At 58.9% G+C, this 16,544-nt stretch carries 19 protein-coding genes; 2 read left to right on the forward strand and 17 right to left on the reverse strand.

Translation table 11 applies throughout. From position 1 onward, the window contains the following. Nucleotides 1-80 precede the first annotated feature (80 nt). From BLP23_RS23975 to BLP23_RS24040, 16 genes are all read right to left on the reverse strand, one after another. On the reverse strand, nt 81-287 hold the full coding sequence (locus BLP23_RS23975) for a hypothetical protein (RefSeq protein ID WP_092587244.1): 207 nt from the start codon (nt 285-287) through the stop codon (nt 81-83). Next, on the reverse strand, nt 280-417 hold the full coding sequence (locus BLP23_RS33810) for a hypothetical protein (protein WP_167363962.1): 138 nt from the start codon (nt 415-417) through the stop codon (nt 280-282). The genes BLP23_RS23975 and BLP23_RS33810 overlap by 8 nt, the downstream gene beginning before the upstream one ends. Further along, on the reverse strand, nt 417-2,342 hold the full coding sequence (locus BLP23_RS23980; RefSeq protein ID WP_092587245.1) for a DNA polymerase: 1,926 nt from the start codon (nt 2,340-2,342) through the stop codon (nt 417-419). Before BLP23_RS23980 ends, BLP23_RS33810 begins: the two co-directional genes overlap by 1 nt. A 47-nt stretch (nt 2,343-2,389) precedes the next feature. Further along, a complete protein-coding gene (locus BLP23_RS23985) occupies nt 2,390-3,859 on the reverse strand; it encodes a DnaB-like helicase C-terminal domain-containing protein (RefSeq protein ID WP_208603191.1) in 1,470 nt (489 codons plus the stop codon). Between the two features lie 306 nt (nt 3,860-4,165). Beyond that, nucleotides 4,166-4,333 (reverse strand): hypothetical protein, encoded by a 168-nt coding sequence (locus BLP23_RS33815; protein ID WP_167363963.1) that lies wholly within the window; start codon nt 4,331-4,333, stop codon nt 4,166-4,168. Further along, a complete protein-coding gene (locus BLP23_RS23990; protein ID WP_092587247.1) occupies nt 4,330-5,199 on the reverse strand; it encodes a helix-turn-helix domain-containing protein in 870 nt (289 codons plus the stop codon). The genes BLP23_RS33815 and BLP23_RS23990 overlap by 4 nt, the downstream gene beginning before the upstream one ends. Nucleotides 5,200-5,295: 96 nt before the next feature. Beyond that, the gene (locus BLP23_RS23995; protein WP_092587248.1) at nt 5,296-5,931 is read right to left on the reverse strand and encodes an N-acetylmuramoyl-L-alanine amidase; all 636 of its coding nucleotides are present in this window, start codon (nt 5,929-5,931) and stop codon (nt 5,296-5,298) included. Then, the gene (locus BLP23_RS24000; RefSeq protein ID WP_092587249.1) at nt 5,924-6,334 is read right to left on the reverse strand and encodes an endodeoxyribonuclease; all 411 of its coding nucleotides are present in this window, start codon (nt 6,332-6,334) and stop codon (nt 5,924-5,926) included. The genes BLP23_RS23995 and BLP23_RS24000 overlap by 8 nt, the downstream gene beginning before the upstream one ends. 7 nt (nt 6,335-6,341) lie before the next feature. Further along, nucleotides 6,342-7,052, reverse strand: coding sequence for a DUF2815 family protein (locus tag BLP23_RS24005; protein WP_092587250.1), 711 nt, complete (start codon nt 7,050-7,052; stop codon nt 6,342-6,344). 86 nt (nt 7,053-7,138) lie between these two features. Next, on the reverse strand, nt 7,139-7,933 hold the full coding sequence (locus tag BLP23_RS24010; protein WP_092587251.1) for a hypothetical protein: 795 nt from the start codon (nt 7,931-7,933) through the stop codon (nt 7,139-7,141). Between the two features lie 32 nt (nt 7,934-7,965). Continuing rightward, entirely contained in the window at nt 7,966-8,166 is a 201-nt protein-coding gene (locus tag BLP23_RS24015) for a hypothetical protein (protein ID WP_092587252.1), read from the reverse strand. After that, the gene (locus BLP23_RS24020; protein ID WP_139187100.1) at nt 8,166-8,840 is read right to left on the reverse strand and encodes a hypothetical protein; all 675 of its coding nucleotides are present in this window, start codon (nt 8,838-8,840) and stop codon (nt 8,166-8,168) included. Before BLP23_RS24020 ends, BLP23_RS24015 begins: the two co-directional genes overlap by 1 nt. 10 nt (nt 8,841-8,850) lie before the next feature. Next, complete coding sequence (locus tag BLP23_RS33820) at nt 8,851-9,012, reverse strand: hypothetical protein (protein WP_167363964.1); 162 nt, start codon at nt 9,010-9,012, stop codon at nt 8,851-8,853. 151 nt (nt 9,013-9,163) lie between these two features. Continuing rightward, nucleotides 9,164-11,740 carry a DNA-directed RNA polymerase gene (locus BLP23_RS24030; protein WP_092587255.1) on the reverse strand — a complete coding sequence of 859 codons (2,577 nt, stop codon included), beginning with the start codon at nt 11,738-11,740 and terminating at the stop codon, nt 9,164-9,166. A gap of 497 nt (nt 11,741-12,237) precedes the next feature. Continuing rightward, entirely contained in the window at nt 12,238-12,828 is a 591-nt protein-coding gene (locus BLP23_RS24035; protein ID WP_092587256.1) for a GDYXXLXY domain-containing protein, read from the reverse strand. Continuing rightward, nucleotides 12,825-13,928 (reverse strand): DUF2157 domain-containing protein, encoded by a 1,104-nt coding sequence (locus BLP23_RS24040; RefSeq protein ID WP_092587257.1) that lies wholly within the window; start codon nt 13,926-13,928, stop codon nt 12,825-12,827. Before BLP23_RS24040 ends, BLP23_RS24035 begins: the two co-directional genes overlap by 4 nt. A gap of 865 nt (nt 13,929-14,793) precedes the next feature. On the opposite strand from BLP23_RS24040, the gene BLP23_RS24045 reads away from it, so the two are divergent. After that, the gene (locus BLP23_RS24045; RefSeq protein WP_022715389.1) at nt 14,794-14,940 is read left to right on the forward strand and encodes a DUF1127 domain-containing protein; all 147 of its coding nucleotides are present in this window, start codon (nt 14,794-14,796) and stop codon (nt 14,938-14,940) included. A 296-nt stretch (nt 14,941-15,236) separates the two neighbouring features. Beyond that, on the forward strand, nt 15,237-15,380 hold the full coding sequence (locus tag BLP23_RS24050; protein WP_084606424.1) for a DUF1127 domain-containing protein: 144 nt from the start codon (nt 15,237-15,239) through the stop codon (nt 15,378-15,380). Between the two features lie 158 nt (nt 15,381-15,538). Here BLP23_RS24050 and BLP23_RS24055 read toward each other — a convergent pair whose 3' ends face one another. After that, a complete protein-coding gene (locus BLP23_RS24055; RefSeq protein WP_092587258.1) occupies nt 15,539-16,504 on the reverse strand; it encodes a squalene cyclase in 966 nt (321 codons plus the stop codon). Nucleotides 16,505-16,544 lie beyond the last annotated feature (40 nt).

Raw genomic sequence — 16,544 nt, forward strand, 5'->3', positions numbered from 1 at the left:
TGTTCTCCTAGATGAACAGGTCGACGATGTTGACGACGATTGCCACGATGAGGATGGCCGACATGATTTTGGCGGTTCGCTCAGTCATGGTTCAGTCCCGTCAGCGCGTAGTAGTGAGAGAGGCCGACCGGCGTGATCATCCACTTGCGGGAGTACAGGCCAGCCGCCATGCGGGTCGTGATGAAGCCGTCACTGGCTGCCATGGCAATCAGATCGGCGTTCTCGCGGGCGAAGTTTGATTTGGTCTTGAAGGGGCTCTCCAAGGCCTGCTTGAGGATATCAATCATCGGTCTTCACCTCGGGGACGAAGACGCAGGCGATCTCGGGGTCGCTGTACGAGTGGCTCTTGATTTTATAAATCCACCCTCCCGGCACCTTCAGCCGAGAGGTCGTGTCGTTGACGGTTTCCCAACGCATTAATGGGTTTCCTTCCAGTTGTTGCCGATCTTGAACTCGCCATCGATCGGACAACCGAAGGCGAAGTAGGTGCCCGCGTCACGCATCCCTTGAACGACGATCTTCCCGATCTCATCCGCCAGTTCAGGGCGGCACTCGGTCTGGATTTCATCGTGGACGTGAGCCACGAAGGCATAGTCTCTACCGAAGACATATCCACGGGTGGATAGTTCTTGGTATGCGAAGATCATCGCGACCTTCGAGATCAGCGCCCCGGCAGACTGCAGGAGCGTGTTGAGGGCCGCGTGAGCTGAGCGGACGTGGAGCTTACGACCGTCGAGGCCGATAAGGACGCCACCAGAGGAAGCCTTGAACCACCACTGCTTGGCGCTGTCCTGTCGCCACATATACTCGTAGGCAGGGTTGACATTGAGCGGTCGGGCCTTCGGGACGAACCCGAGAACCTTCAGCTCGACGACCTCGCGAAGACGGCGCAGTGCCGGGGTCTTCTGGAGGAACTGCCGCTTGAGCTTCTTGCCGATGCGCTTCTGCTCCTCAGGGGATGCATCAGGCGCTACGATGCTACCGATCTTCTGGTCACCTGCCCCGTAGAGGAAGGCGTAGATGAAGGTCTTGGCATCGTTACGGGTCGGCAGACCGGCAGCGTTCTGGTTTACGGTGTGGATGTCCCCTTCGAGGACAATGCGTCCATACTCGCCCCCGTCGAAGAGGGCCATGAAGTGGGCAAGGCACCGCAGCTCAAGGCCAGATAGGTCGGCACCCACAAGAACCCAGCGGGACGTAGTCGTGAACAACGCTCGGCACTCAGCGCCGAAAGGACTTCCAACGCGAGGGACTTGCGCGACGTTAGGATTACTGTGCGTGCACCTTCCGGTGACCGCTCCGTTGGTGTTGACGGAACCATGGATGCGTCCTTTCTTGACCAGCTTCAGCCACGCCTGATCGCCCTCGGCCAACTGACCGATGCGTTTCTCGACGAGGAAATGTTCGGCCAGCACCTTCGCCTGAGCGTAGGGCAATGCCTGGAGGATCGTTTCGTCGATCTTCGGCTGACCGGAAGGAGTGAACTCCTGCGGCACCCAACCCATGGCCTGCAAGCGATCTGCGATCATCTGCCGGGAGGACGGGTTGAACTCGACCATCCACTTCTTCGTGAAAGGTTCGCCCTTCACGTAGCCGCGCTGGCGATTGTTCACCTTCGGGATGAACACCTCGGTCTTCTCGACCGGAGGGAACGCTACCTGCAGCTCACCGGCAATTTCCAGCCGCCGCTTGACGAGCTGGTTATAGAGCTTGATCGCCTCGCCCTCGTTGAAGGCGAAGCCGTGGCGCTCCTGCATGGCGATGATCTTGCAGAACTCATGCTCGATCCAGAGGGACTTCTCAGTCGGCTCTTTCTTTTGGATGCGGGCGTACAACTCCGCAGTGACTTCAACGTCCTGCTCGCAGTAAGTCTGCATTTCAGGGGACCAGTAGTGCCAGTCGGTGGTCTCACCGAACTCCCCCTTCAGAACGCCGAGGCGGTAGCCCCAAGCCTTCAGGGAGTGGGAACCGACCAGCTTGCCGGGGTAGCCCTTTCGTACCTGCTTCAGATCGTGGTCAGCGATGTCGGACCAGATGAAGCGGGAGCAGACCAAGGTATCCGTGATCTTGCCTTTCGGCTGAAACCACGGGTAGACCTTCTGCAATGCCGGGATGTCGAACTTGATGATGTTGTGACCGATGATCTCATCGGCGTACATCAAGGCATGTAACGCCTCCTCGACCGTCCAGTCCGTGCTGATCGTTGGATCAGGAGAGCTGTACGGGTGCGGGGTGGCGGAGAACGTGAACCCAATGTCGGGGTCTCGCAGGACCAATGAGTGAACCCTTGTCAGGGTATCGAGCAGCCCATCGGTCTCGCAATCGAATAGATAACGAGCCATAGTCGTCCTCTCGCTGGAGTGACAAATTCACGGGTGGATTGATAGACTCAAAAGGGGGCCGTCTCGTCCTTGAAGTCCGAGCCGATCTCATCGCCAAAGTCCATGCTGGTTTCGTAGAGCATACCGCTCTCGCGCTCATAGCCGAGGTAGATCACCTCGCCTGTGGCTTGGCCTGTGTAGCGATCCTTCAGCACCCGGAAGGTTGTCACCGAACGGAGACGTTCATCCTCATGCTGCTGGTCACGTTCGAGGCCGAACATGTAGTGGCACCAGAAGCCGATGGCTCGGCTGCCCTTGAAGTGCCTGATCATGACGCGACCACCCTCTTCGTGAGGCTTGCCCTCAGGGGTGGCGAGGTGCGACACGAGGTGGATGATGATGCCCAGCTCCTTGGCCAGCGCGGCCATCTCGGCCATGATCTGTTCAAGGGCTTTGCGCTCGTCATCCTCAGCAGCAGCAAGGGCCGTGAGGTGGTCGATGTAGAAGACCTTCACGTCCTCGCTGTGGGCAAGGTAGCGGATGGTCTCGCGGATGACGCTCCACTCGGTCGCGCCGAAGCTGTCGTAGAAGAACAGCATATCTTGATCGAGCTTATCGAGAGCTTCGTCCAATTCGGCATCGGTCCAGCCATCGTCTGGAATATGAAACCGACGCTTGGCGGACTTGCCTGCCAATCGCTTGGCCGTCTCGGTTGGCATCTGTTCGAGGAAGAACACGCCAACCTTTTGTCCCAGCTCGGTGACATCGAAGGTGATCTGCTGGGTGAGGAAGTCGGTCTTGCCGATACCGGTGCCCGCGCCGAAGGCGTAGACTTCCCCGAAGCGGCGACCGTAGGTGAGCTTGGTCAGGCGCTCACAGAACCAGCGAAGGCCCATCTCGATAGGCTTGCGGGCCGCGTCCTTGATGTCCTTGAAGGACACCACCCCATCGGGGCGGTAGGTCTGGGCTTGCCAGATGGCAGTGATGATCTCATCCCCCTTCCCTGCCATGAGCAGAGCGTTGGGGTCTTTGTCCGGTAGACGGGCGATCTTACACTTGCCGGGAGGGAAAAGAGCAGCACACGCGGCTGCGGCTTCTCGCCCTGGCTCGTCCATGTCGAACATGAGGATGACTTCCTCGAAGGTAGTGAGCCATTCGAGGGCTGCGGAGAGTGCCTTCTTCGCAGACTGAGCGCCATTCTGGATGGACACCACGGGCCACTTGTTGCCTTGTACCTGGCTGACCGACATCGCGTCGATCTCGCCTTCGGTGATGACGACCTTGCGGCCTCCACCACTCCACAGGTTCTGGCCAAAGAGCAGCGCGGGCTTCATGTTGCCGGTGACCGTGAAGGTCTTATCGGCAAAGCGAATCTTCTGCGCCGTGAGGTTTCCCTCTTCATCGTAGTAAGGGGCAATGTGGACGAGCTGGTCGTTGTAGTGCCCGATCTGGTAGCCGAACTTGCGGCACGTTTCTTCGGTGATGCCGCGCTTCGAAAGGGCACGGTACTCCCCGCCCGAGATGAGTTCTCGCGACATCTTTGATTTCCTTGAATGTTGAGGGTCGGAGCCATCTCCCGGCTCGTAATAGTCACAACCAAAGCAGTGGCCGTGGCCGTCTGAGTAGCGGCCAAGGTTGTCCCTTGAGCCGCACGCGGGGCATGGCTCCTTACGAACGAAGGAGCTTTCTGATTGCATCAGCGTTCACGGACACCGGCAACAGTGAGGAGACCGTTGGCCACGCGAATGACCACGGCATAGAATGCCTGTTTCATGGGGTTTCCTATCGGTTGAAGATGAGGTGGATGATCAGGAAGCCGATCACAAAGCCGATGAGGAAGCCCATTACGCTTCCACCTCGACGTAGACCGGCTTCACGCCGTAGCGGTTCGAGCCTTCGGGAATGCCCCTGCCCGCTTCACGCTCAGTGGTCCAAACCTTGAAGCGGCGGGTGCCGCTCTTCGGTTCGTTCAGGGCGAAGTCCCATGCGATGTAGCCGAGGAACTTCTTCATGCTGCTACCCGACCGACGTTGCGGAGCGAGTACTCGGAGTAGACCTTGCCGTTGATGTCAGTCTTGATGACCGACTTCACCTTGTGACCAGCCTGCTTGATTTCGAGGATGCGTGCGGCGAGGCGTTCAGCGCCAAACAATGCACGGGCCTTGAGCGGGGTGATCGATTGACCGGACAGCATGTACTTGACCAGACGGTCGCACTGGCTGCCTGACTTGAAGGTGATCGTCTTGACCTTCGGGGTCGCTGCCTTGACAGCTTCGACGGGGTCGATCTTGACCAGCGTGAGGTCGTGGGTCGGGATGTACTGGGTCCACGAGACGCCGTGGGACGTGGCTTGCACGTCAACGCAATCCTCGTGAACAGCCATCACGGTACCCTGCAGACCGGCGAAGTCAGGGGTGTACCAGAAGTCTTCGTCCGAGCGCTTGTCGAGAGCGCAGATCAGGACCGTGTCGCCAACGTTGAAGGGGTTGACCAGTTCCAAGCTATCGGCCTTGGTCCAGCGGCAGAAGTCTGCCTTACCGTGGCCAGCGCAGTCATGCACGAGGCCCGTGCGGTTCTCGAACTCGACGGCCAGCGAGGTGCCGTTCGGGTGGATGAAGCGGATGCGCCCGTTGCCGTACTGCGGGTTGTCTTTGTGGCGAACGTGTGAACCTACCGGAAGCTTGAGCGTAGGCGCGACGACTTCAGGAAGGAACTCATACCAGTGTTCGTAGCCGGGGCGGGTCGTCCACGGGGTTTTGCGGCCCTCGAATTGGATTTCGATATGGCCGAGCGCATTGCGCATCGACGTGACGATACCAACACCAAAGCGGGGGCTGTGATTGTGGCGCACGCGGGCACCGAGCTTGAAAGTGTTCATGTGATCTCTCAGATGTTGAGGTCGTAAAAACGAAAAAACCCCCACGGCGGGAAACCGTGAGGGTCAGTGGAGGTCATGCTTAAGTGGGTGGTAATCTCAGTCCGGCAGGCGGATGAGCTGGCCAACCTTGAGCTGGGTCGGGTCAACGAAAGGGTTGGCCTTCTGCAGCTCGGCAGCCGTGTAGCCAAAGCGTTTGGCGAGGCTGAAGAGTGTCGGGTTTGCTGCGGTGACTTCGATGCAGCGGATGATGAGGCCGTCGTTATCGAGCTTGATCGGCTCTGCGGTCTCGGTGAAGACGCCCGTGTCCTTGATCCACTTGCGGGTATCGAACGAGGGGCAGTCCTTCTTCACGCCGGGGAAATCCCGGTGTCCCTGAACGGTGACGTTCGGGTACTTCTGCTTCAGCTCGTGCAGCTTAAGAGCGAGGGCAGCGAACTGGGCCGGGGTGAAGTTGTTCTCGGGCTTCAGGTTTGCGTCGACACCGCCTACGAGGCAGATGCCGATAGAATTGGAATTGTGGTTCTCTACGTGAGCGCCGACCACATTCTCAGGCCGACCGATCTCGACCTTGCCATCACGGCGGATGACGAAGTGGTAGCCGATGTCGATCCAACCCTTCTCGCGATGCCACTGGCGGATTTCCTTCGCGCCGATGTCCATCTTGGGCTGTGTTGCTGAGCAGTGGACGACGAGGTAGGCCGTCGATTTACGGACGGTGAACATGCTACTCATCGATCCATTCCTGGGGGATGAACTTCGCCGCGAACTTGAAGCCGTGCTTCAGGCACCAATCGGCGTAAGTTGTCTGGGATGTCTTGGAGATGCGGGCTTTGGGGTTCGAGAAGACGAACCGGATGTCGAGTTCAGGGTGCTGCGACTTGATGAGGATGTGCTTCTGCCGATCCTCTGTGACGAAGCGACCCTTGGTCTCGATGAAGATACCGTTCGGTAGCTGGAAGTCCGGTGTGTACTTGGCCTTCCGTTCTGGCTTGATGTACGGGATGATGACCTGCTCGTAGCGGGGGTCGATGCCCTGCGCCTTGAGCTGGTCGCCTACCTTGTCTTCAAGTCCAGATCGGAAGCCCTCTCGTATGCCCACCGCTCGCAGCCCAGAGGCTGATGTGCGATAGGTCATGTGATCCTTAGAACGGGATGTCGTCGTCGATTGTCTTCGACGAGGTGTCGGAACGGCTCTCGTCACCGAAGTCGCCCGAGCTTTCCTCGACGGTCGGCTCTTCGTGTTCGTAGCCATCTTCAGCGCCGAAGCCGTAGCTCGATGCCGTGCGCTGGCCACCGGAGACGAGTTCGATCACCTGCACAGCCTTCAGCTTCAGCTTCAGGCCAGCAGCGCCGGTGCCCGGGATGAAGTACGGCTGGCATTCGAACGAGACCTTGGCCTCAGTGCCCGACCAGATTTCCGGTACCTTGACCATCGGCTTGCCCTTGGCGTCGAAGATCGCGGGCTTGGCCGACCACCTCGTCTTATCCTTGCGCTCGCCGCTCGCCGCCATCGCGAACTTGAACTCGATGTAGCCGGTCGGCTGCTCGGTTTCCTGATCGTAAAGGGTGGTGAAAAGGTCGTTCTCGGTGACCTTGCCGAGCTTCTTGCGGGTCTCGACCTTCAGTTCCTTGAATTTCAGCGCGGCCTCGTCCATCGCTTCCCGGTAGATCGGGGTCAGCTTGGCGATAAAGGCCTTGGTCTCCGGTGCGTCTGCTTCGAGCACCAGCTTGGTCGAGTACTCACCGTTCGGCTTCGGGTATTCCTTCGTGCCGTAGTCGACCTTGTCGATCTTCGGGAACTTGAGGGGACCACGAGGGGAGATGAACGATGGGTTCTTCTTGCGTTCTGCCATGTGAAAAGTCCTGCTAGGAGAATTGGAAAAGCCCCCTCACCGGCAAGGCGAAGGGCCGAGAAACATCCACGGGTGGATGAAATTGGCTAAAGCTTGGTCGTCTTGACCGGAGGGATGACCGGCTTCTCGCGGCTGGCTTCGAAGACTGCGCGGAAGACGTGGTAGGTACCACCGACATCCTTGGCCAGACGCTCGGCCTCAGCCTTGGCCGCGAAGTCCGTGACGTGGAGCTTCGGCTTGCTGCCGGGGACGTAGTTGGCACCTTCGAGGGCGACCACGATGAAGCGACCGGTGTCGATCTTGGCCGGGGCTGGTTCGGGGGCCTCCGTTGCCGGTTCGAAGTATTTCGGCATACGCCAGCCCGCCATGCCGTCAACCTTCAGCTCCGTGAGGCTGGCATTCAGCTCAGTCACGGTGAAGACTTGACCCTTATAGATGCCCTGAAGGCGACGAATGCGGTCACCAACCTTGAAGCCGCCAACAGTCGGGGCCGGTCCTGCCACGAGGTAGTCCGAGTGAACCTTGATCAGGTTGTCGAACGGACCACCGGAGAAGTTGACCATGTACCATTCATTGGCCAGGACTTCCTTGATCGAGCCCTTGCGGCCTTCCATGCCACGCACACCGTAGCCGACGATGGACTTGTAGGTGACCTTGTCGCCAACCTTGAACTTGGACGGCTTGGCGACTTCGAGCGGGTAGGTTTCGTTGAGTAGATCGCGGAGCTTCTTGGCTTCGTCTGCCGAGATCGTCAGGTTCCGGTCGGAAGTGATGAGGTTGACGTACTTGTCAGCATCGAACGTCGCGAGCTTGATCTCGCCCGTCGTGTTGCAGTTGGACGCGGTCGGAGCTACGCGAATGGCGGTGTTGAAGTTCTTCATGGTGATTTCTCTCAGATGTCGAGGGCTGATAATCAGCGGGTTGCGCGAACGAAATGGGTCAGGCCCATCAGTTCGTCTTCGAAGTCGGTCTCGACCCCGTCCCTGCGGACGTAATAGTCGGAGACCTCGCCATAAGGGTTGTGCTTGTGGCAGGACGTCAGGGTCTTGAAGGCGCGTGGGAGAACCATCTGCTTGAGGCTTACGCGGCCTATGAGGCAGTGAGGGTCAGGCATCACATCTTCCCCTGCGGGCAGTTGCGTTCGGCCTGCCGTGCCAGCGTTGGCAGCGGATGTTCAGGCAGATCGTGGTTGATGGAGTTACCGAGCTGGATGTACGGCGTGTCGGAGATCGATACCTTGATGAAGGCCCGCTTCCCGCTTTCGACGTTGAGCGACACCCGATGGATGTTCGTCTGGTCGAGGCGGTAGAGGTGGTTCACCTTGGCGTGCGTCTTGCGACTGCATGACGACGAACGCGGACTTTCAGCAACGTGGTCGAACATCCAGAGTGACCGCGCATGATCTGCAGGCAGCGAGAAGGTATCGTCAGAGATGAAGAACTCGGTCGGGTTCCGGTCGGCCCAGATGTAGTTCAAGTCGTCCGTCAGGAAGCCATCCGAGTGCCAGCCAGGGCGATTGCCGGGGGCATCTGGCGTGACATGCGTGATCTTCACGGAAAGGTAGACGTAACTGTTAGTCCAGACCGTATCGGTGAAGAGGATAACGTCTTCCTGCACCGCCTCGATCAGAGACCGGTACTTCTCAAGCTGCTTCGGCAGCGTCGGTTCGAACCACCCCGGCATCTTGATCGGAAGGTACAGCCAGAACATCATTTCCGAGGTGTCGAGATCGTGGCAGCCCAAGTCATTCGGAGCTGCCCCGTAAATGGAGGGTGTCAATTTCGTCATCACGCTCACCTCAGAGCGCGAGCTTAAAGTGGAAGCGACGGAGAGCGGCTACGTCATAGCCATCTTCGCGAAGTTCCTGAGCGTGGTGGAAGGAGATGTCGCGGCCCTGATTCCAGAGTGCGATGGCGCGACCGAGCGCGCTCTGAGCCTTGTTGGCGTCGGAGTTGTTCATGATATGAGACCTGCTGTTTGAGCTATTTGCTTAAGGGGGTGGTAATCGGCGGGACCGGTGCGTTCAGGGTCGCGCCGAGGATTTGCTTAAGTGGGTGGTAATCCCCTCAAAGGGATCATCGCTGGCGTATTTAATTCACTGGTGCATACATTTAGGCAAAGAAGAACGGGCTCTCCAGCACCTGCTGAAGGTCCAAGTTACCCTTGGCCGGGAGGTCTGGAAGTTGCTCCCCGATCTGGGCTTCCAGTTCCTCCTTGAATCTCCCTAATACATCCACCTGTGAATACATTTGGACAAACTCCTCCCTCAGATACCGTGCGAGGGCCCAAGCATTGCCCGCGTGGGTGCCGTAGCTGTCGTGGATCATAGAGAAGGAGGTGATCCCTTCCCGCTTACTGCGCCCGATGGTCTTCATCAGGTGCGAGGCGTCGAGCGAGTGAACCCAGTTCGGGCTGATGCCAGATGCCTGACGTCGGCTGTCGATCTTGCCCACACCGTGCTGGTACGTGAGGCGAATACGCTGCGAATTGAACGTGGTATCCACCCGCTTCGTATTCGGCACACGATAGGCTTGCTGCACGAGGAAACCAACCGGCGTGGTCCAGTTGATCGGCAGGCCTTCCTTCGACGCGGCCTGAGAGGCAGCCTGAAGCCAGTCCATAGCCTCGCGAGCCTTGACCACGACCTCACCCACGGAGTCCCAGATCAGACCGCCCATGTACTGGGCTGCCTTGTAGCCGTAGTCGGTGGGCTTGCCATCGTCGCCCTGGCTGATGAAGGGGTAGCTCTCGGGCGAACCTGAACGCCAGTCCTTGATGGTGTCCTCGTCGACCTGCGACACGAAGCCGAAGCGGCGGGCACCGTAGGCCAGCGTCATGACCGGACGCTTGGTGACCTTGCGTCCCATCTTCGGCAGCCATCCACCAGCCATGTCAGCGACCGAGCATACCACTCTCTCATACTCCTCACCGCTGTCGGTCTTGCCCTTGAGGGTGACCATCTCGGCGCTGTTGAGATCGCGAGCGAGCTGTTCGCAAACGATATCGCAGACCCGCTGGTAGATGTCCTGCGGCTCATCCGCTGGGATGAGATTGACGGCTGCGCCACCAACTTCGTCCAGCAGCATGGCCGAGAAGTTCTGCAGGCCATTGCAGGTGCCATCCATTTGGACCGGGAGGCTGGACAGGTATCCATAGCCTTCGCGGCGAAGCGCTGCCCACTCGAAGCAGAACGCAAGGAACTGCCACTTCTTCTCGCCCTTGTCCGCATCCATCCAGAAGCGGTTGTCGTAGGGGTTCTCAGCCGAGGCGAGAATTTCCTTCTCGTGTTCGTAAACCCACTGGATGCGGTCCTCAAGATTGACCTTATCGTAGCCCCAGCACCCTGCCCCGTGGATTGCCAGCCAACCAGCGTCCTCCTCATCGTTGATCGGGACGGCATTGGCGAAGGTGAGAAGACCACGCTGCAGATCGTTGCCCTGAGGGGTCAGATACAGCGGCAGAGGGTAGGCTCGGCCACGCCAATCGAGGGTGTGAGGATAGAAGAACGCCTCCTCATCCTTGAACTTCTCGGCCACGCCCAGCGTCCGCAGGAAGGTAGCCCGACGCCCTTGGATGGCAGCGTTCTCCTTGTGGATGCGGTGCGTATCGGCCTTCCACGCCTTGAACTCTTCGAGTTGCTCCTCGGTCATGTCCTCGACCGCCATCTTGTCCTTGCCTTCTGGCAGCCAGTGAGGACGCAGGGGGAGCGGCAGCTTGTCAGCCTGAGGCAGACCAGCAACGCCAGAGCCAGTCTCGTAGAGCGTCCGCATCACGTCCAGCACCTCGACATTAATCGCCCAGGCTGTGTCCTGAAGTGCGTTGATCGCCTCGTAGACCTCCGAGAGATCGCGGTTGTTCAGCTCTTCGAGATACTGAACGTTGTGGGTCTTCACCAGACGCAGACGACGGAAGGCCGTGTAGTAGCCGCCGTCGAAAGGCGATGTCCACGGCTTCGGCTGGACGATGGTAGGCATGAAGATCGGGAACAGGTGTTCGAGCCTGCTGTTCTCGGTTTCCATCCACTGCAGCGTGGCCTCATTGGCAACGAGCAGTTCGAGGGTACCGAAGCGGGATGACTGAACGACCTGCTTCTCGACCAGACCGGTAGCCTGAATGAACAGGTCGACCAGCTTCAGACCGACGAGGATGCGGTCTTTCTCAGACCATTCCTCCAGCTCGACGCCGAGCAGACGTGCGGGGTAGAGCAGATGAGACCAGCGACGACGGTCGAGCGTCTCGGAATTGGCCTTCTTGAGGAACTTCTTGTGAGCCTTCGGCATCTCCTCTTCGAATTTGCGGGAGTTGAACTCGTTCTCCAACATCGAGCCGATGGCGAGTGAAGTCTTCGTGAGGTTCGACTTGCGGGTTACCTCGTCTAGGATCACGCGGGCGGTGATGTTGGCGACCGTGTCGACATCGAGCTTGTCGATGAAGGCCACTGCCGTGTGACGGCGACCGGCTGCACCGCTCTTCGCTTCAGTCAGAAACTCGTTGATAGCTGCTACCACCTTCTCGTGGGCTTCAGTCACCAATCGGTTCACCGACATGGTTCCGGTCATCTGGCCCTTCTCAGCCGCCTTCTCGACGTTCTTCCTGAACCTTTGGATACCGGAGGTTCTCATCTCCTGTTCCAGTTCAAGCTGACGTTCAAAGAGCGGGTTATCAAGGATGGTCTGTTCGATGGTCATTCTACGGTCCTCGTCTTTGCGTGGGCCAAAGGCTCCCTTCCAGTCCCCTTCAAGGGCCGGTTCTCGGGGCTTTGCTTAAGTGGGTGGTAATCGCCGGGGCGGGCTTTGAGAGGCCGCGTTGCGGCTCCCTAAGTGGGTGGTAATCTCCGACAAAATGACACACGATGTGTCACGCACCAGCCAGTAAACACTCATTGTATTCACTGGTGAATGCTTAAATGGAAAAGAAAAGCCCCAAGCATATGGGGCCTTTCAACTTCATGTCAGGGATTGTATTCACCGGTGATAGGGACCATCACACAGAACCTAAATCTGGCGTGTCTACCAATTTCACCATACCCGCGTTCGCAAAACCGCAATGCATTTGCCTGCACATGAGGCCTTCCGGAGCGCGGCGTCTCTATATCACCCGATTTGGTGGAGGCAAAGGAAAAATGAAGGCCAAATGACAGGGATTTTTTGGGCTGCAGGGCCCCTCTCCTGGCATTTCGCCAAAGTCAGTAAAGAGGCTCCTCATAGGCGGGCTTGCCGTCTACGAGCAAGCTGCGGATCTGAGCCGTGCCATCGCTTGAAACGCGCGCAGCAATCGAAACGCTGCCATCCTGCCGGGCTTCCTCCAGCGGCTTGCCTTGGCCTTCCGGCACGTAATAGCGTTCGATCCCGTATTCGGCGCGGATCGTGTCGGCCGTGCGCACACCGTAGCTGTAAAATGGACGGCTCTTGAGCACGGCGCTTTCCGCTGCCTCGGGGAGCGGCTGGAACGACGATTCGGCGATTGCCCAAAATCCGTCCGGCTGCTTTTTCAAGCGGACCCAGAGCGTCTGCTCGCCCGGTGCGGCGGGCAGTTCGCCGACCACCGTTTGTGCCGGAACCGACGAGATCTCGTAATTCAACACGACGTAGTCGCCACGCAGGAAATCACGTGGATCGACAGGTGTCGTCTTCAGCAGGACTTCCGTACCGCTGCGCAGGATCGCCGCGCGGCTTTCGATTATGTATCCAAGAACGATGGTCTGGAGGGCGGCAGCAATGACCGCCGCAATCAGGTAACCCCTGCCCGATTGACGTTTTGAAGACAGCGCATTCATTCCGTCACCTCCGTCGACCTTGCACCGAAACGTCTCTCGAGGCGGATCACCGCCCAGGCGACGATCGCCACCAGCAGACCGGACAGGAGAAACAGGCCCGACGTCCCGAGGATCGAACCGACTGTGACGGAAGCAAGGTAGAAAACCTCGGCGGCAAAGGTGGCGTAGGCAAGATACCGCACGGCGCCGTTGTCTCGGCCCTGCAGTGCGATGGCAAGCACGGCAATTGCGAGCGTTGCCATGCCGACCACGACAAGCGGCCAGCTTTCATCGTACTCTATGTTGAGCAACAGCAATCCGACTACCGCCACCAGGAATGCGTAAAAGGCCGGCGCAGCACCCGCAGTCCTTATGAATGCAAAGCCACGCAGCGGCGGCAGGCTGACGGCCACGAACGCGGCCATGCCGCAAAGCACGAAGGCGAACGCCACCTGGATATCTTCATGCAAGGTGTAGAGCCATGCAAGCCAGCCCACAGCAAGCAGATAGGCAAGATGCCGTGCACGATCGGCACCGGTAAAGCGCACCAGCGCGACAATGACCACGGCCATGACGGGCGGCGCCCAGGGATCGAAGCCCACCCAACGGGCGCCGTAGTCCGTCAGATAAACAGCGAATGAGGCCCAGGACAGAAAGCCGGCTACGGCAGTCACGGTACCTGAGCGGAAGAGCGCGGCAGACACGGCCGCGACCGCGAACCATAGATACATGACAGTCTGCTCGTCACCCGACAGATGATACATCTGGCCGATGAGGGAGATCGCGCCGCCGAAGCTCAGGGCACCGATGACGAGCAGGCCGCTGGCAACCGCCGAAGCCCCTCGGGCAAACAGTAGTGCCGCGCCGAGATAAACAGCCCAGATCAGGGCGAGGATGGTGCCGACGCGGACCAGCCGCGGGATCGCCTCCCAGTTGGAGGCAATGAGCAGCAGGACTGCCGCTGCAAGCAACACCGCGGCAAGCACCATCAGCACATTGCCGAGACTGAAATTTGCAGGCCGGCTGTCATATTCGACAAGCAGCAATTCCGCCATCGCCTCGGGCAGCAGACCCTTTTCCACCCAGAGCGACAGATCCCGCTCCAACCGTCCCCGATACATCCCTGCCTCCGTGCCGATTCCAGCGGCTTTCCCCGTCAATGTTATAGATGGAGCGGCGTCTTTCGCAATCTCCCGGACCTATGCCCTTGAAGATACTTCACTGTGCGAACTTGGCACGGGATTAACCGGGCATTAAGAGCCGCGAACTAGTATAGAGTCGTTGCGGATAAGGCATGCATGAAACGCATGGCCACCATGAAAATATTGCACTGCAAAATAATCATTAGTCATACTATATTGACGATCAAGAAGCGCGGGCATGGCAGCCCGACCCGGTTTACCGGATGCCTGCGGATATGATGTTCGCAACGAAATTCGGAGCAGCGCACTCCTCCTCCCAGCGCCCTCCGATAGACTGGCAACACTCCTCCTCCCAGTTGTCAGTCACCAACATGACGCCCACCGGATCCTCCCCCGGTGGGCGTTTTGGTTTGCGAGGCATAAAACGATTAGCCTCCCGGTTTGCAAGGATTTCGCCGACAGGCTCGCCAACTCGTGAAACGCCCGGCTCCGACGGTCCGGAAAGCGCGCCGGGCTCTTGCCAACAGCAAATCTCCGTCGAAGGGCGGATGATACTGGTCTTTAATTTGAGGGCGGCCAATATCGGCAGCGATGCCGGCCTGCCGGCGATTTGAGCAATCGACTTTTAAGCGATGCCCACCAAAAAACATTCTGCCTATTCGTTGACCAGAAAACGGCTAGATCGCGCAGTTTCCCGCGATAGACTTGCGCCGGATGCATAGGTGGAATGAAATCTTGTCTCTGTTAGATCTTCGCGGCGCAACATATATTCTGGTCATCAAACGCAAGCCAGCGCTGATGGGCAGCAGCTGGCAGATGGCAAGCCCTCGGAAAGGGGATTAAAATGAACTTCACACGCTCTTTCAACAACTGGCGCAAGTACCGTCAGACAGTTACTGAACTCGGCCGCATGACCAACCGCGAATTGCACGACCTCGGCATCGACCGTTCGGACATCCATCGCGTTGCTCGCGAGGCTTCTGGCCGCTAATTCAGGCGATCAGCGTCCTCCCAAGCTGATCTCCTCCTTCAAAACGCCCGGTGCCTTCGGCAGCGGGCGTTTTCTTTTGTTCAATTTACGCTGTCGCAATAGTTGCAGCGAAAACGACCTCTCTTTTACCGCTCAAAAAATGGCTTCTGCGTATTTATCGTGCACCACATTGCACAAACGCATAGCAGATGCCTTTTCTTTGCACTGCACAATATGACCGGGAACCACTATATGAATGTCAACCGCAGAGACGGCGATGGCGCCGCCCGCGAGGCAACGTTCTAAGGAAGATGACAATGAACCCGATCCGCATTGCTAAGAGCTGGATTAGCTACCGCCGCACGCTCAACGAGCTGGGCAGCCTTTCGAACCAGACGCTCTCCGACATCGGCATCAGCCGCTACGAGATCCGCAACATCGCATCCCGCTCGTTCCGCTGATCGCGGCAGCGTGATACACCAAAAACGGCGCCGCTTTGGCGCCGTTTTCGTTTCTGGGCCCTGTCGGCCCCAGGCACTGCGTGCCAGCAAAACGAGCAGCCTCGATCTCTCCTTTGGTGGAACGTTCGTAGGCGCCTGATGGGAAATTTCCCGATCGGCTAACTCTCCCACCACCTAAGCACCCGCATAGCCCGGAGGGTCACCCATCGCGAGGGCTTGCCCTGCCCGTCGTCGACCTCGAACCACACCCGCCCCGTCAGGCTCCAGTCGAGGGGCCAGGTGCCGTTCTCCAGACGTCTGGAACGGACGTGGCCGATAGCCTCGCCAAGTCGCGGGTCGGGATCGGCGCCGGTCAACATCGCAGAACAGCGGAAATAGTCGAGCGCACGCAAGACGTCGTAGCGCCAACGGTTCGGATGCAGGAAACGCAAAAACTGCTCGTCGGCCGGCTCTCCCGTGCCGAGACGGCGGAAGAGGTTGCGCTCCAGGAGATACTCCTCGCCAGACCTACGAGCCTCTTGAGATTTACGCGTACCCCCCGTGGCTCTCTCGTATTCCAGGAGCCCTTCCAGCACATTGATCGTGCTGGCGAATGACGAGCGGACCGAGCCGTTAAGCCTCTCACAGTTCCAGCCGCCGTCAGCGAGACGCTCGCCTACCAGCCTGTCGACAATGGACGAGACGTCAACCCCAAAATATGCACCATCGGCAACGGTCCGGCCGTTGATGCACTCCTCTACTTCGCCCTCCCAGTAAGGCTGGCCGCCCTCATCCCAACGTGCGTTAACGCCGATCAATTCGACAGTTCGTTTGGCCCGATCCGACGAGGGATTGAGACCAAATTCCCGGAGCTGCGACAACGAAAACGTCGTGGCCGTCCACGGCTGACCGTGCTCCTTCCACTCGCAAGGATCAAAATCGGCTGGGACGAAGGAGCCGCCCGCCCATTGCCCGTCCTCGTCCTGGTAGGAAAGAAGTCTGGCGCCCCAGCCCTCGGTCTCCACCTTCGCCCGCTCCGCCGCCCACTCCGGTTCCGGGGCGTCGCTCAGGTCGCGCATCACCTGCCATCGGATCGATGGGTCGGAGCGGAGAAGCCAGTCGATCACCAAGCCAGAGTCAGTCATGTCGGACGTGCCTATCGGCAGATCGGGTCGATAGCTCGCT

It is taken from the genome of Rhizobium mongolense subsp. loessense (assembly GCF_900099775.1).
Taxonomy (GTDB): Bacteria; Pseudomonadota; Alphaproteobacteria; order Rhizobiales; family Rhizobiaceae; genus Rhizobium; species Rhizobium loessense.